The following is a 13,646-nucleotide window of genomic DNA, read 5'->3' on the forward strand; positions in this document are numbered from 1 at the left end:
TCAGCGCGCCGCCGCGTGCGGCTGCGACAGCTCGTCCAGACGCGCTTTGAGCGCCATCCGGTCGAGCGAGGCGATGGGAAGATTGACGAAGATCTCCAGCCGCCGCGTCAGGGCGGCATAGAGTTCGTTCAGCAGGGTCGCACGCTCGGCGGCATTGCCGCTGAACTTCGCCGGATCAGGAAGTGGCCAGGCGGCAGTCATCATCGTGTCGCCGAAGTCGGGGCAGGCCTGCCCGGCCAGCGTGTCACACAGGGCGATGACGAAATCCATCTTTGGCGCGTCAGGTTGGGTGAAGAGGTCCCAGGACTTGGACCGAAGGGAGGAAACGTCGTGCCCGAGCGCGCTGAGCTGCGATATGACCTCGGGAAGCGGCCCAACCCCCGAGGGGTCTGAGCCGGCGGAAAAGGCCCGGAAGCGGCCGCCGCCGATCCGCGTCAGAATCGCCTCCGCCATGATGGAGCGTGCGGAATTGCGGGTGCAGATGAACAGCACGTTGAACACCGGCGTATTGGCCGTCATCGGAATCTCCCGGGCGGAAGGAAGGAAGCGAGCAAGCTCATCGCACCGTCCCGGCTCGCCGCCGCAACAGGTCTCTGCGAGGAAAGAAAGGAGGTCGCGCAGCATCTCGATGCGGGGCGCGTAGATCAGGCTGCGGCCGTGGCGCGTCTGTCCGATCAGCCCGGCCGTCTCCAGCGCGCGCAGATGGAAGGACAGGGTGGACTGCGGCACATCCAGCCGAGTCGCGATGTCGCCGGCAGCGATACCGCCGAGGCCGTCGTTGAGGAGGGCTCGAACGATGTCGAGCCTTGTTGCCTGCCCGAGGGCCGTGAAAGCCCTGGCCGCCTGATCGCTGTTCATATTTCCAGTATAATCGAATAGTTCGGCCTTTGCATATGAACCTTCGACCACTGGTCGGCATGGCACGGCAGGATCTGAGACGGTCATTCGTCGGGTCGCCGGTTGATGATGGCCCCGCTGCGCACGGTCTCGCGCAGCCGCGCCCGGCCGGCATCATCCAGGGCAACAAGCCCGCCCTGCACAAGATAGCCGCTTGGCCCGAGGGTCCGATCCGCGATGTATTCGGCGATGAAGGGCCGCAGGGCCGGCACCTGATCGAGGTTCGGCCGCTTGACGTAGAGGAAGAGCGGCCGGGCGATGGGATAGCGTCCCGACGCAATGGTTTCGCGGGAATCCGCGACCCCTTCGACCGTCGCACTCGCGATCCGCGCGCGGTTACCCTCGAGGAAGCTGAATCCGAACACACCGAGCGTGCCAGGCGCATCGTTGACCACTTGGCGCACGATCACTTCGTCATCTTCGCCGCCATCGGTCCATCCGCCGTCCTCGCGCAGGCTGACACAGGCGCGGCGACGCGCTGCTGCATCTCTGATGGCCTGAATTTCCGGGATGGCCTGGCAGCCCGGCAGGAGAACGAGATCGTTGAAACTGTCGCGTGTGCCGGAGGTCCCGGGCGGCCCGATCACGCGGATCGGCCAATCGGGGAGGTGGGGGGCGACATCGCGCCAGGTGCGGAAGGGATTGGGCACCATCCGGCCGCCCTGCGGCACCTCCCGGGCGATGCCCAGCCACAGTTCCGCGCGGGTGAAATTGGGCGAGGGGAGCCCCTGCCGATGGGCAATGACGATGCCGTCATAGCCAATCAGGAGCTCCATGATCTCGTGCACGCCGCGGCTCGCGCAGTGGCGAAATTCCGCAAAATTCATCCGGCGGGACGCATTCTGCAGGTCGGGATAGCGCAACGCCGCTCCCTGGCAGAACTCGGCAAAGCCCCCGTTCGTGCCCACGCTTCGGATCTCCGCACGTGGCGCACCGCTCTCGGCGAGGCGATCGGCGACCATGCGGGTGAAGGGAGCGACGGTCGAACTTCCGGTGGCCAATACCGTTTCGCGGGATTGGGCGAGGCCGGATCCGGCGCTGGCGACGAGCAGGCCAAGGGAACACAGTGCGAAAAGATGCCGTAGCATCGTGAAGTTTCCTGCTATTATTCTAGAATCATCGTATCAATGAGTCGGCACACTGTCTGTTGCAGTTTGATGAACATGCGGGGGCTTTAACCCGCAGAAAACGGTCAGCTTTCAGTCGAAGCTATGGTGGAATGTCCTCAACTGCAGGCGGCGGGCCCCCATGATCCTTCCATCAACGTCGAACGGACGACGGCCTGCATGATCCGGTGGCGACCCGTTCCCGGGAGCGGCATCTTCGTGGGTGCGATGGTGGCCGCGCAGGTGCTGGTCCAAATCGGAGCCTTCACCTTGCCGGCGCTGCTGCCCGACTACATCGCCCGGTGGCAGCTTTCGAAGACCGAAGCTGGCTGGCTCGTCGGCATGTTTTTCGCGGCCTATGTTCCGGCGGTTCCGATCCTGCTCGCACTCACGGACCGTTTTCCCGCACGCCGGATCTACCTCGCAGGCGCGGCGCTCACGCTCGTTTCCCATCTCGGATTTGCCCTGCTGGCGGAAGGGTTCTGGTCTGGTCTGGCCATGCGTGCACTCGCCGGGATTGGGTGGGCGGGTGCCTATATGCCGGGCCTCAAGGCCATCGCCGACCCGCTCGAGGGGAATGCGCAATCGCGTGCAGTCTCTTGGCACGCCGCAGGCGTCGGCATCGCCGGCGCGCTCTCCTTCGTCGTGGCCGACCTTTTCAATCGCTGGGCCGGGCCGTCCGCGGCCTTCCTTTTCGGCGCCGGTGCGGCCGCCACGGCGTTCCTCATCGCCGCGGCGATCATGCCAGGTGCTGAGGCCGGCCATTCATCGGCGCCGCGCGCTCCACTCCTCGATTTCCGACCCGTCCTGCGCAATCGCACGGCCATGGCGTGGATCATCGGATACACCGCCCATACCTGGGAGCTGGCGGCACTCCGGGCCTGGGCCGTGACGTTCCTGACGGTGACCGTGGCCCGCGCCGGCGCTCCATCCTGGCTGCCCGGCCCGGCCGCTCTCTTCACGATCGCGGGGCTTGCGGGCATCGCTGTGTCGGTCACCGGGAACGAGATGGCCCAGCGCCATGGCCGCATGCGTGTCGTGCAGTGGGCCATGGGGAGCGCGGCGATGCTGGCCCTCCTGACCGGATGGACGACGGGCGCATCCGTCCTTCTCGCCGGCCTCCTGGTCGTCGCATGGAACACCGCGATCTATCTCGATAGCTCGGCCCTGACCGCCGGGACGGTCCAGGCAGCCGACAAGCGGCTGCGTGGTGCTACGATGGGCCTTCATTCCATGGCGGGCTACGCGGGCGGGTTCTTCGGACCCCTTGGCGTCGGATTGGCCCTGGATCTTGCCGGCGGCGACAGCATCACGGGATGGGGCCTCGCGTTCGGCCACCTGGCGATCGTCACGCTGGGCGCCTTCTGGCTGCTGCGACGCCTGAGTCGAGGCGGGTCCAGCCCGTAGCGCCGAAGCGGCCCGTCGAGGGCCATTGAATTCACCAATATCTCCATTAATATGGAGATATGGAGAAAGCATCCGCAATCGCTGCCCTTGCCGCCCTGGCCCAGGAAAGCCGCCTCGATATCTTTCGCGTCCTCGTCCAGGCAGGCCCGGAGGGCATGCCGGCCGGGAAGATCGGAGAGGCCCTCAACCTGCCATCCGCCACCCTGTCTTTTCATCTGGCGCAGCTGCGCCACGCCGAGCTCGTGACCTTCCGCCGCGAGAGCCGATCCCTGATCTACATGGCGGCCTATGACGCCATGAACGGGTTGATCGGCTTCCTGACGGAGAACTGCTGCGGCCGCGAGCGCGGCGCATGTCTCCCGGATGGCACGGTCTGCCTCACCTCTGAAACCCAGCCCCGGAGTTCCATCCATGAGTGACGCTCGTCTTCCGATCGCGATCATCGGCGCCGGCCCCGTGGGTCTGGCGGCGGCCGTTCACGTCATGGCATGCGGGGATATTCCTCTGATCCTCGAGGCCGGGCCGGCGATCGCGCACAGCATGCGCCAGTGGGGCCACGTGCGGATGTTCACCCCATGGCGCTACTGCGTGGATGCGGCCGCCGGCGCCCTGCTGAAAGCCGCGGGCTGGGTGCATCCACCGGCGGAGGACGTGCCGACCGGCGCCGAGCTCGTCGCCGATTATCTGGAGCCCCTGGCCGCTCTGCCGGCGCTGGCGCCGCACCTGCACCTCAACAGCCGCGTCGTCGCGGTGACCCGCAAGGGCTGCGACAAGGTGCGCACGGAAGGGCGCGACGCCCTGCCGTTCGTGCTTCGAGTGGCGGGCCCGGACGGCAAGCATCGCAGCTTCGAAGCCCGCGCCGTCATCGATGCCTCCGGCACCTGGGCGACCCCCAATCCTTCGGGTTCGGACGGCTTGCCGGCGATCGGCGAGGAGGCTGCCGCCGATCATATCGTCACGGGCATCCCCGACGTGCTGGGCACGGCGCGCAGCCGCTATGGCGGCCGCACCACGGCCGTGATCGGCGGCGGGCACTCCGCCCTGAATGCCCTGATCGAACTCGCGTCCCTGCGCGAGGAAGCGCCGGAAACGCGGATCCTGTGGATCATGCGCAAGGCGCGGATCGAAGCGGCCTTTGGTGGCGAGGATCTGGATGGCCTGCCGGCGCGCGGCGCCCTCGGAAGCCAGGCGCGCCATTTGGTGGAAAGCGGCGCGGTGGAGGTGCTGACGCCATTCCGGATCGCGGAGATCCGCCGCAATGGCGCGAGCCTGCGCGTGTTGGGCGATCACGACGGTAAGCCATCGTCGTTCACGACCGATCAGCTGATTGTCGCGACTGGCTTCCGTCCCGATCTGTCCATGCTGCGCGAAGTGCGGCTTACCCTCGATCCCTGGCTGGAAAGCGCCGGCGCGATCGGCCCGCTGATCGATCCGAACCTGCATAGCTGCGGCACGGTGCGCCCCCACGGCGCGCGTGAGCTCGCCCATGCGGAAAAGGATTTCTACATCGCTGGCATGAAGAGCTACGGCCGCGCGCCGACCTTCCTGCTCGCGACCGGCCATGAACAGGTGCGCTCGATTGCGGCCGCCCTCGCCGGTGACATGGAAGCCGCGGCGCGCGTCGAGCTGGAGCTGCCGGAAACAGGCGTCTGCAACACGCGACCTTCGTCCGCGACGCCCGTACAGCTTCCAGGCGCATCCAGCTGCTGCGGCCCGGCTGCGGTCGAACCCGCCGCGGCCGCCTCGTCGTGCTGCGCGCCGGCAAAGGCCGCACCTGCTCCTGCAGCAGCCTGCTGCGGGGTCAAACGCGAGGAAGTGCTGTGACGATTACGATTTACCACAACCCGGATTGCGGCACGTCGCGCAACACGCTCGCGCTCATCCGCAACAGTGGCGAAGAGCCGCAGGTCATCGAGTATCTGAAGACGCCGCCGACGCGCGCCGAGCTGATGCGCCTAATCGCGCGCATGGGAATTTCCGTGCGGGATTTGCTCCGCGAGAAAGGCACGCCCTACGCTGAACTCGGCCTGGCTGATGCGTCGCTCTCCGGCGATCGGTTGCTCGACGCGATGATGGCGCATCCGATCCTGATCAACCGGCCGATCGTCATCACGCCGCTCGGCGTGAAGCTGTGCCGGCCTTCGGAAACCGTGCTCGACATCCTGCCAAGCCCGCAGCGGGGTGCCTTTGCCAAGGAGGACGGCGAGCCGGTTGTTGATGCGCAAGGCCGGCGTGTCACGGGAGTTCCCGCGTGAGCCAGGCTGTCCTTGAGTCTGAAAAGGTATCTGCCCCCGCCATGAACCTCTTCGAGCGCTACCTGACGCTTTGGGTGGCGCTGTGCATCGTCGTCGGAATCCTCCTCGGGCAGCTGCTCCCCGGTGTCTTCCACGCGCTCGGCGACGCGACCGTGGCCGAGGTCAACCTGCCGGTCGCGATCCTGGTCTGGCTGATGATCATCCCCATGCTGCTCAAGATCGACCTGGCCGCTCTCGGCCAGGTCGGCGCGCACTGGAAGGGGATCGCCGCGACGGTGGGGATCAACTGGCTCGTGAAGCCTTTCTCCATGGCCCTGCTGGGCTGGCTCTTCATCGGCATGCTGTTCCGGCCCTGGCTGCCGGCTGATCAGATCGACAGCTACATGGCGGGGCTGATCCTGCTGGCGGCCGCGCCCTGCACGGCGATGGTGTTCGTCTGGTCGAACCTGGTGGACGGCGAGCCGCATTTCACGCTCGGGCAGGTGGCACTCAACGACATGATCATGGTGGTGGCCTTCGCCCCCGTGGTCGGGCTTCTGCTGGGCCTGTCCTCCATCACGGTGCCCTGGGCGACGCTCCTGCTGTCGGTCGGCCTCTACATCGTCGTGCCGGTCATCGTGGCGCAGCTCTGGCGGCGCGGCCTTCTCGCCAATGGCGGGCAGGCGCGCCTCGATCACACGTTGCGCACCCTTGGCCCCTGGTCCCTGACGGCCTTGCTCGCAACACTCGTGCTGCTCTTCGGCCTTCAGGGTGAGCAGATCATCCGCCAGCCTGGCGTCATCGCGCTCCTCGCCGTGCCCATCCTGATCCAGGTCTATTTCAATGCCGGGCTCGCCTACTGGCTCAACAAGAAGCTTGGCGTCGAATGGTGTGTCGCCGGCCCGTCCGCGCTGATCGGGGCCTCCAACTTCTTCGAGCTCGCCGTGGCGACGGCGATCGCGCTCTTCGGATTTCAGTCCGGTGCGGCGCTCGCCACGGTCGTGGGCGTGCTGATCGAGGTCCCTGTCATGCTGTCGGTCGTGCACATCGTGCGGCGCTCCCGGGGCTGGTACGAGCGCGGATGAGCGATGCTGCAGTCCGGCCTCGCCGGCTCGTCGTCTCCGCCCTCGGCATCACGCAAACCCTCGCCTGGGGATCGACCTACTATCTGACCGCGGTCTTCGCAGACCCCATTTCGGAAGGCCTGGGCCTGTCCCGCGCCTGGTTCTTCGGGATCTTTTCCGGCGCCCTCCTGCTTTCCGGCCTGCTGGGGCCGGTGGCCGGGCGCATCATCGACCGCTACGGCGGCCGCGACGTGCTGGTGGCGACCAATCTGCTGTTTGCGGCGGGCCTGCTGCTCATGAGCATGGCACACGGCGTGGTGGGCCTGACGATCGCCTGGCTGGTGATCGGTATCGGTATGGGGTTTGGCCTTTACGAGGCTGCTTTTGCGACGGTGGCCGGCCTCTACGGCCGCGAGGCGCGGAGTGCGATCACGGGCATCACGCTTTTTGCCGGTTTCGCCAGCACGGTCGGCTGGCCGGCGAGCGCCTACTTCATCGACGCGTTCGGCTGGCGCGGCGCATGCCTGGCCTGGGCCTTGTTGCACATCGTGATCGGCCTGCCCCTCAACCGGCTGCTGGTCCCCCAAGCGCCGCCGCCGCCCCCGGCGGCGGTCGTAGCCGTGGCGGAAGGGCCCCAGGGCGTCCCCTGGACGATGATCGTGCTGGCGGTGGTCTTCGGGGCGACTTGGTTTGTCTCAACCGCGTTCGCCGCGCACATGCCCCGCCTCTTCGAAGCGCTCGGCGCCACGCCGGCCGCCGCGATCTTCGCAGCGTCCCTGGTTGGTCCTGCACAGGTCGCGGCACGGCTGATCGAGTTCCACCTGCTGAGCAAAGCATCGCCGATGATCACGGCCAGGCTGGCGACAGGATTGCATCCCGTCGGGGCGGTCGTCCTGGCTGTAGCTGGCCCGATCGCGGCCGTGCCCTTCGTGCTGCTGCATGGCGGGGGCAATGGCCTGCTGACGATCGCACGGGGCACACTCCCGCTGCTGATCTTCGGCCCTGCCGGCTATGGCCTACGGACGGGTATAATTTCGGCGCCAGCGCGGATTTTGCAGGGTGGCGCGCCTCTGCTGTTCGGATTGGTCCTGGACGAGCATGGCCCTTATGCGGCGCTGCTGCTTTCTGGTTCGCTGACCGGCATTTCATTCCTGCTGCTTTTCTTCACTGCGAAACCGCCATCAAACCGCTAATTCCAGATCAGAGAGTGCGGCAGATTGGGCGGCTGAGCATCTTGCAAAGCGAAAAGAGCCCCGGCTTCCGTCGAGGCCCCTCCCTGAGAATCGATCCACAAAGGAATTGAATTGCCTGAATCGGTCATGACTCGCTGTCCCCGTGAACGATTCGCGGGAGGCGTCGGATGGCTTGGACGGCGGAACGTCGACGTGCCGCGGACCGGCGAGGACTGCGCGACCCGTCTGACCTGACGGACGCCGAATGGGCGCTGGTGCTGCCGCTGATCCGTCCTGCCAGGCATGGCGTCAGGCCGCGCACGCGAGGGGGCGAAGTCCCTCTCGCTACTCGGCGCGGATGTTCGCGGCCTGCGCCGTCGCGCGGGTGCGCGCCATGTCCGCGGCCCAGAGCGCCGTCAGCGCGGCCGGCCCGCGCTCCTCGGGCGGGACCACATCGGCGCCGAGCTCGCGCTGGCGGGCGAGATAGGCGGGCGTCTCCATCGCGCGCAGCAGCGCGGCGGTGAGCGCGGCCTGGGTCGCGGCGGGCATGCTTGCGGGCCCCACGAGCGCGGCCCAGCTCCCGCCCGTCAGGCCGGGGAAGCCGGATTCGATCAGCGTTGGAATCTCGGGCATCAGCACCGAGCGTTGCGGGCCGGTGGTGGCCAGCACGCGCAGCCGCCCCTCGCGCCAGAGCGGGAAGACCGTGGAGATCTCGCCCATCACGCTGCCGACATTGCCGGCCAGCGTGTCGGGCACGGAGAGGCTGGAGCCGCGATAGGGCACGTGCGTCAGCCGGACACCGGCGGCCGCCATGAGCTGCTCGATGAGGAAATGCGTAGCGCTGCCCTGGCCGGAGGAGCCGATGCTCAGCCCCTCGGCCTTCGCGACATCGAGATACTGCCTGACGTCGCGGATCGGGCTTTCCGCGCGCACCGTCAGCGTGAGCGGGCTGCGGCTGACCATGCCGATCGGCGCGAAGTCGTCCGGCGACTGGTAGGGCATGCGCGGCTGGAGGATGGGGTTGTTCACCAGCGGGCCGTTGGAGCCGAGCAGGATGGTGTGGCCGTCGGTGGCGCGGGCCACGACCTCGGCGCCCACCGAGCCGCCGGCGCCGGCGCGGTTCTCCACCAGCACGGGCTGCGGCAGGAGCGGTGCCATGTGCAGCGCCAGCAGCCGCGCCTGCACATCCGACGAGGTGCCGGCGGCGAAGGGAACGATGATGCGAACCGGCCGCTCGACCTGCGCCAGGGCAGGGGTGGCCAGGGTGGAGAGGAGCAGGGCGCGGCGGAGCATGCGGCCAGCTTGCGGGCCGCATGACGTGGCTGCAAGGCCTATGTCAGCTTCAGGTGCCCCACCGCCGCGACGCCCTGCAGCAGCTTGCCGATGTCGTCGCGCACCTTCGGCAGCCGCCGGTAGAACTGGTGGCTCCTGTCGATGCCGCCCTGCGGCTCGTCATCCTCCAGCTCCGAGCAGTCGACGAAGCGGAAGCGCGAGATCGGGTAGCGGCCCTGGACGTCCAGGTCGACCGGCCCGTTGTCGCCGAGCCGCCGGACATGGTTCACCCGCGCGCTCAGCTTCAGGATGATGTCCGCGCGCGAGAAATAGACGCTGACGCCCTCCGAGACTTTTCCGAGGTGCAGCAGCCAGTCGGGGCCGCTGCCGTCCTTGTCCTCGAAGGCGGTGTCGGCGGAGGCGCTGATCGCCTCGTCGAAGAGGATCTCGACCGGCAGGCCCATATTCGCCCAGTTGGCCAGCGTGCCCTCCATCGCCCGGTTGCCCATGCTGTGGCAGAGCAGGAAGACGCGCCGCCCGCCCGCGCGCACCTGCTTCGCGATGGGCCTGATACGGTCGAGGAAGCTGGTCAGGTCGGCGGCCGAGGCGTCCGCGGCCTTCTGGTCGGCGAGGTAGGCGCTGGCCAGCGGCGAGGCCTCCAGCTTGTCGAGCAGCAGGTTGACCGGCGCGAGGAGGAGCCCGGGCAGGAGCATGGCCGGGTCGAGCACCACCCCCGCCGAGGGCCAGGAGAAGGCGGCGATGGTGCAGTCCGCGCCGCCCTCGGAGAACCAGGCGCGGTTGAAAGCCGCCCGGGTCAGCGCGTCCGAGAAGCTGTTGGCGAAGCCGTGGATGAAGATCAGCAGGTCCCGCCCGCCCGCGAGGTCCGCGGCGACCTGCTTCGAGAAGGCGTCGGGCGCGATCCCCTCGATGCTCCGGACGCGGCCGGTCTCCTGGCTCGGGATGTCCGTGCCTTCCACGAAAGCCATGGCGTGGGCGAGCTTGCCGGGCATCCCGGCGGGCCCCGCCTCGCCCGCATAGTCAGCGAGCTTGTCGCCGGGGCCGAGGAGCCGGCGGTTCGTCGCGAAGAAGACGGTTGTGTTCATGGCGGCCTCCACAACCGAGCGTGGCACAGCGGAGGGCGTCAGGTCAGCGCAAAAACAATCCGCCCAGCGTGGCGCCGACGACGAGGACCCAGAGCGGGCTCTTCCGGGTCCGCCAGACGAAGAGCGTGCTGGCGGCGCTGATGGCGATGGGCAGCCAGCCCTCGGCGGCACCCGAGGCCAGCAGGAAGCCCGAGGCGGCGATGAGCCCGATGGCGATGGGCACCATCCCCCGCTCGAAGACCCGCATCCAGCGCGCGCCGGACACCTGCTTGCGCACCCGCGCGAAGCCGTAGGAGAGCAGCGAGGTCGGCCCGCACATGGCCAGCATCGCGCTCACCATGCCGAGCGGCCCGGCCACGTGCCAGCCGATCAGCCCCACCACCATGATGTTCGGCCCCGGCGCGGCCTGGGCCAGGGCGTAGCGCTTGGCGAAGGCGAGGTCGTCCATCCAGCCGTGATTCTCGACGACCATGCGGTGCATCTCGGGCAGCACGGCGATGCCGCCGCCGACGCTCAGCAGCGAGATGCCGAGGAAGCCGATGATGAGCCGCCAGAGGTCGTCCTCGTCCATCACCGGTCGAGCTCCCGCCAGGCGGCGAAGAGGCCCAGCGGCGCCAGCATCAGCAGCACGTAGGGCATGCGCACCTGCAGCACCGCGAGGGCGAGGGCCGAGAGGCCGATGCACCAGAGCGGCAGCGAGGGCCGCAGCTTGGTCGCCATCTTCATCGCGGTGCCCATCACCATGCCGGCGGCGGCCGCGGCGATGCCGGTCAGGATGGCGCGCACCAGCGGCAGCTGCCCGTAGGCGTCGTAGAGCGAGGCGACGGCGGCCAGCAGCGTCATCGGGCCCGTGAAGAGGCCGAGCGCGCAGGCGAGGGCGCCCGTCGCGCCATGGAAGCGGGTGCCGATGCCGATGGCGGTGTTCAGCGCATTGGGCCCCGGCAGCACCTGCCCGATGCCCAGCGTCTCCGCGTATTCCTGCTCGGTGAGCCAGCCCTTCCGCTCCACGAAGAAGCGCCGCGCCCAGGCGTTCACGCCGCCGAAGGCGGTCAGGCCGATCTGCAGATAGGCGAGGTAGAGCGCGGTGCGGCTGGGCGGCGGGGTCGTTGCGCGCCGGTCGCTCACGGCATGGCGCTCACAGCAGCACGAGCCCCAGCAGGCCGCCGCCGGCGAGCACCCAGAGCGGCGAGTACTTGGTCCGCCAGACGAAGAGGGTGGAGACGCCGATGATGAGGAAGCTCAGCCAGGTGGTCCCCGCCGCCTGCGCCATGATGAGGCCGGAGGCGGCGATCAGCCCGACCGCGATGGGCACCAGCCCGAACTGCGCCGGCTTCATCCAGGTGTTGCCGCGGAGACGGATGGTCAGCCCCGCCATGATCCAGGCGAGGCAGGCGGACGGCACCAGCATGCCGAGGGTGGCCGCCATCATCCCGGCCGGGCCCGCGATGTGCCAGCCCATCACCGAGGCCGCGAGGATGTTCGGCCCCGGCGCGGCCTGGGCCATCGCGAAGAGCTGCGAGAAGGTCGCGTCGTCCATCCAGTGATGCACGTCCACGAGGAGGCGGTGCATCTCCGGCAGCACGGCGTTGGCGCCGCCGATCGCGAGGAAGGAAAGCGTGCCGAAGGCGAGGAGGATCTGGCCCAGCAGGATCATGGCTTCGCCTTCTGCCCCTGGGCCGTCCGCGCATGCCGCAGCGAGATCCAGATGCCGAGCGGCGCCAGGATGAGCACGATCAGCAGCATCGGCACGCGCAGCCAGGCCGCGGCGGCCATGGCCAGCAGCCCCACGGCCACGAGCTGCGCCGAGGCCTTCAGGTTGGCGGCCATCTTCAGCGCCATGCCGATGACCATGCCGGCGGCGGCGGCGGCGACTCCCTCCATGAAGGGCGCCACGCGCGGCAGGTCGCCATAGGCGTCGTAGAGCATCGACATGACGATTAGCAGGCAGAGCGGGCCGATATAGAGCCCGGCCGTCGCCAGCAGCGCGCCGGTGAGTCCGTAGAAGCCGCGGCCGATCATCACGGAGGCGTTGCCGACATTGGGCCCGGGCAGGATCTGGCCCATGCCCAGCACTTCCGCGTACTCGCGCTCGGTGAGCCACTTGCGCTCCTCGACGATCACGTGGCGCGCCCAGGGCCCCACGCCGCCGAAGCCGAGCGCGCCGATCTTCGCGAAGCCCAGGAAGAGCTCGAGTTTTCCAGGTGTCTCAGCCACGCGGCAAAAGCTGCTCCGTCAGCGTCACCCAGTAGCTCGCGCCCATGGGCAGGATCTCGTCGTTGAAGTCGTAGAGCGGGTGGTGGACGCCCGGATCGCGATCGGTCTTCCCGGCCCCCAGCAGGATGTAGGAGCCGGGCCTGGCATTCAGCATGAAGGAAAAATCCTCGGCGCCCATGGTGGGCTTGGCCAGATGCGTCACGCGCTGCTCGCCCGCCACGGCCTCCGCCGCCCGGCGCGTGAGCGCCGTGCTCTCGGGCTCGTTGACCGTGGCCGGATAGGCGCGATGGAACTCGGCGGTGGCGGTGGCGCCGAAGCTCGCGGCGATGCCGGTGACCAGCGCCCGGAACTTCTGCTCCAGCAGGTCGCCGACCTCGGGCTGGAACCAGCGCGCGGTGCCGAGCATGGTCACCGTCTCCGGGACCACGTTGTAGGTGTGGCCGCCGTTGATGTGGCCGATGGTGACGACGCCGGCGTCCGAGGCGTCGAGGTTGCGCGCCACGATGCTCTGCAGGGCCTGCACGATGGCGGCGGCGATCACGATCGGGTCGTTGCCCTGGAAGGGCAGGGCGCCGTGGGCGCCCTTGCCGGTGATGGTGGCCTCGAGGTTGGCGACGGCGGCCATGATCGGTCCCTCGCGCCAGACGAAGGTGCCGGCCGGGGCGGTCGGCCAGTTGTGCATGCCGAAGACGCGCTCCATGGGGAAGCGGTCGAACAGGCCCTCGGCGACCATCACGCCGCCGCCGGCCTGGTTCTCCTCGGCGGGCTGGAAGATGACGTAGACGGTGCCGTCGAAGTTGCGCGTCTCGGCGAGGTACTTCGCCGCGCCGAGCAGCATGGTCGTGTGCCCGTCATGCCCGCAGGCGTGCATCTTGCCCGGAATCGTGGAGGCGTGCGGCAGGCCGTTGGCCTCCAGGATGGGCAGCGCGTCCATGTCGGCGCGCAAGCCGATCGCCCGGCCCGGGCCTTTCGCGCCGTGGATCACGCCGACCACGCCGGTCTTCGCCAGGCCCGTCACCACCTCGTCGCAGCCGAATTCGCGCAGCTTGTCCGCGACGATGCCGGCGGTGCGGAACTCCTCGAAGCCAAGCTCGGGATGCATATGAAAATCGCGGCGCCACGCGGTCATCTCGGGGTGGAACTCGGCGACGCGGTTGATGATGGGCAAAGAACGACT

General features: G+C 68.4%; 15 protein-coding genes and 1 pseudogene. 7 read left to right on the top strand and 9 right to left on the bottom strand.

Annotated elements, in window-relative coordinates; all coding sequences use genetic code 11:
- Together AC1ROY_RS09905 and AC1ROY_RS09910 are read right to left on the bottom strand one after the other, a co-directional pair.
- Entirely contained in the window at positions 1 to 858 is an 858-nt protein-coding gene (locus tag AC1ROY_RS09905) for a metalloregulator ArsR/SmtB family transcription factor (RefSeq protein ID WP_493148636.1), read from the bottom strand.
- Positions 859 to 941: 83 nt separating this feature from the next.
- Positions 942 to 1,985: a substrate-binding domain-containing protein gene (locus AC1ROY_RS09910; protein ID WP_493148637.1), complete on the bottom strand. Its 1,044-nt coding sequence runs from the start codon at positions 1,983 to 1,985 to the stop codon at positions 942 to 944.
- Positions 1,986 to 2,231: 246 nt separating this feature from the next.
- Between AC1ROY_RS09910 and AC1ROY_RS09915 the strand changes: the two genes are divergently transcribed.
- The 7 genes and pseudogenes from AC1ROY_RS09915 to AC1ROY_RS09945 form a co-directional block, all read left to right on the top strand.
- Entirely contained in the window at positions 2,232 to 3,410 is a 1,179-nt protein-coding gene (locus AC1ROY_RS09915) for an MFS transporter (protein WP_493149019.1), read from the top strand.
- Between the two features lie 59 nt (positions 3,411 to 3,469).
- A complete protein-coding gene (locus AC1ROY_RS09920; protein ID WP_493148638.1) occupies positions 3,470 to 3,829 on the top strand; it encodes an ArsR/SmtB family transcription factor in 360 nt (119 codons plus the stop codon).
- On the top strand, positions 3,822 to 5,234 hold the full coding sequence (locus tag AC1ROY_RS09925; protein ID WP_493148639.1) for an FAD-dependent oxidoreductase: 1,413 nt from the start codon (positions 3,822 to 3,824) through the stop codon (positions 5,232 to 5,234). The genes AC1ROY_RS09920 and AC1ROY_RS09925 overlap by 8 nt, the downstream gene beginning before the upstream one ends.
- Complete coding sequence (gene arsC / locus AC1ROY_RS09930) at positions 5,231 to 5,665, top strand: arsenate reductase (glutaredoxin) (protein WP_493148640.1); 435 nt, start codon at positions 5,231 to 5,233, stop codon at positions 5,663 to 5,665. The genes AC1ROY_RS09925 and arsC overlap by 4 nt, the downstream gene beginning before the upstream one ends.
- A gap of 41 nt (positions 5,666 to 5,706) precedes the next feature.
- Positions 5,707 to 6,729 carry an ACR3 family arsenite efflux transporter gene (gene arsB, locus AC1ROY_RS09935; protein WP_493148641.1) on the top strand — a complete coding sequence of 341 codons (1,023 nt, stop codon included), beginning with the start codon at positions 5,707 to 5,709 and terminating at the stop codon, positions 6,727 to 6,729.
- Positions 6,726 to 7,901: an MFS transporter gene (locus tag AC1ROY_RS09940; RefSeq protein ID WP_493148642.1), complete on the top strand. Its 1,176-nt coding sequence runs from the start codon at positions 6,726 to 6,728 to the stop codon at positions 7,899 to 7,901. Before arsB ends, AC1ROY_RS09940 begins: the two co-directional genes overlap by 4 nt.
- A 167-nt stretch (positions 7,902 to 8,068) precedes the next feature.
- A pseudogene (locus AC1ROY_RS09945) lies at positions 8,069 to 8,203 on the top strand (IS5/IS1182 family transposase); the annotation flags it as partial.
- Positions 8,204 to 8,225: 22 nt separating this feature from the next.
- On the opposite strand, the gene AC1ROY_RS09950 reads toward AC1ROY_RS09945, so the two are convergent.
- The 7 genes from AC1ROY_RS09950 to AC1ROY_RS09980 are packed head-to-tail and all read right to left on the bottom strand — an operon-like array spanning position 8,226 to position 13,637.
- Entirely contained in the window at positions 8,226 to 9,173 is a 948-nt protein-coding gene (locus AC1ROY_RS09950) for a Bug family tripartite tricarboxylate transporter substrate binding protein (protein ID WP_493148643.1), read from the bottom strand.
- Between the two features lie 38 nt (positions 9,174 to 9,211).
- A complete protein-coding gene (locus tag AC1ROY_RS09955; protein ID WP_493148644.1) occupies positions 9,212 to 10,255 on the bottom strand; it encodes an alpha/beta hydrolase in 1,044 nt (347 codons plus the stop codon).
- 43 nt (positions 10,256 to 10,298) lie between these two features.
- On the bottom strand, positions 10,299 to 10,826 hold the full coding sequence (locus AC1ROY_RS09960; protein ID WP_493148645.1) for a chromate transporter: 528 nt from the start codon (positions 10,824 to 10,826) through the stop codon (positions 10,299 to 10,301).
- Positions 10,826 to 11,380 (bottom strand): chromate transporter, encoded by a 555-nt coding sequence (locus AC1ROY_RS09965; RefSeq protein WP_493148646.1) that lies wholly within the window; start codon positions 11,378 to 11,380, stop codon positions 10,826 to 10,828. The genes AC1ROY_RS09960 and AC1ROY_RS09965 overlap by 1 nt, the downstream gene beginning before the upstream one ends.
- 10 nt (positions 11,381 to 11,390) lie before the next feature.
- Positions 11,391 to 11,909: a chromate transporter gene (locus tag AC1ROY_RS09970; protein WP_493148647.1), complete on the bottom strand. Its 519-nt coding sequence runs from the start codon at positions 11,907 to 11,909 to the stop codon at positions 11,391 to 11,393.
- The gene (locus AC1ROY_RS09975) at positions 11,906 to 12,469 is read right to left on the bottom strand and encodes a chromate transporter (RefSeq protein WP_493148648.1); all 564 of its coding nucleotides are present in this window, start codon (positions 12,467 to 12,469) and stop codon (positions 11,906 to 11,908) included. The genes AC1ROY_RS09970 and AC1ROY_RS09975 overlap by 4 nt, the downstream gene beginning before the upstream one ends.
- On the bottom strand, positions 12,462 to 13,637 hold the full coding sequence (locus AC1ROY_RS09980; protein ID WP_493148649.1) for a M20 aminoacylase family protein: 1,176 nt from the start codon (positions 13,635 to 13,637) through the stop codon (positions 12,462 to 12,464). The genes AC1ROY_RS09975 and AC1ROY_RS09980 overlap by 8 nt, the downstream gene beginning before the upstream one ends.
- Positions 13,638 to 13,646: the final 9 nt, after the last annotated feature.

This window comes from Roseococcus sp. GW821-FHT12F05, assembly GCF_058806835.1.

What these genes read in the sequence shown, in the direction of transcription:
- AC1ROY_RS09905 (WP_493148636.1), bottom strand. Translation starts at nt 858, where the DNA reads ATGAACAGCGATCAGGCGGCCAGGGCTTTCACGGCCCTCGGGCAGGCA.
- AC1ROY_RS09910 (WP_493148637.1), bottom strand. Translation starts at nt 1,985, where the DNA reads ATGCTACGGCATCTTTTCGCACTGTGTTCCCTTGGCCTGCTCGTCGCC.
- AC1ROY_RS09915 (WP_493149019.1), top strand. Translation starts at nt 2,232, where the DNA reads ATGGTGGCCGCGCAGGTGCTGGTCCAAATCGGAGCCTTCACCTTGCCG.
- AC1ROY_RS09920 (WP_493148638.1), top strand. Translation starts at nt 3,470, where the DNA reads ATGGAGAAAGCATCCGCAATCGCTGCCCTTGCCGCCCTGGCCCAGGAA.
- AC1ROY_RS09925 (WP_493148639.1), top strand. Translation starts at nt 3,822, where the DNA reads ATGAGTGACGCTCGTCTTCCGATCGCGATCATCGGCGCCGGCCCCGTG.
- arsB (WP_493148641.1), top strand. Translation starts at nt 5,707, where the DNA reads ATGAACCTCTTCGAGCGCTACCTGACGCTTTGGGTGGCGCTGTGCATC.
- AC1ROY_RS09940 (WP_493148642.1), top strand. Translation starts at nt 6,726, where the DNA reads ATGAGCGATGCTGCAGTCCGGCCTCGCCGGCTCGTCGTCTCCGCCCTC.
- AC1ROY_RS09950 (WP_493148643.1), bottom strand. Translation starts at nt 9,173, where the DNA reads ATGCTCCGCCGCGCCCTGCTCCTCTCCACCCTGGCCACCCCTGCCCTG.
- AC1ROY_RS09955 (WP_493148644.1), bottom strand. Translation starts at nt 10,255, where the DNA reads ATGAACACAACCGTCTTCTTCGCGACGAACCGCCGGCTCCTCGGCCCC.
- AC1ROY_RS09960 (WP_493148645.1), bottom strand. Translation starts at nt 10,826, where the DNA reads ATGGACGAGGACGACCTCTGGCGGCTCATCATCGGCTTCCTCGGCATC.
- AC1ROY_RS09970 (WP_493148647.1), bottom strand. Translation starts at nt 11,909, where the DNA reads ATGATCCTGCTGGGCCAGATCCTCCTCGCCTTCGGCACGCTTTCCTTC.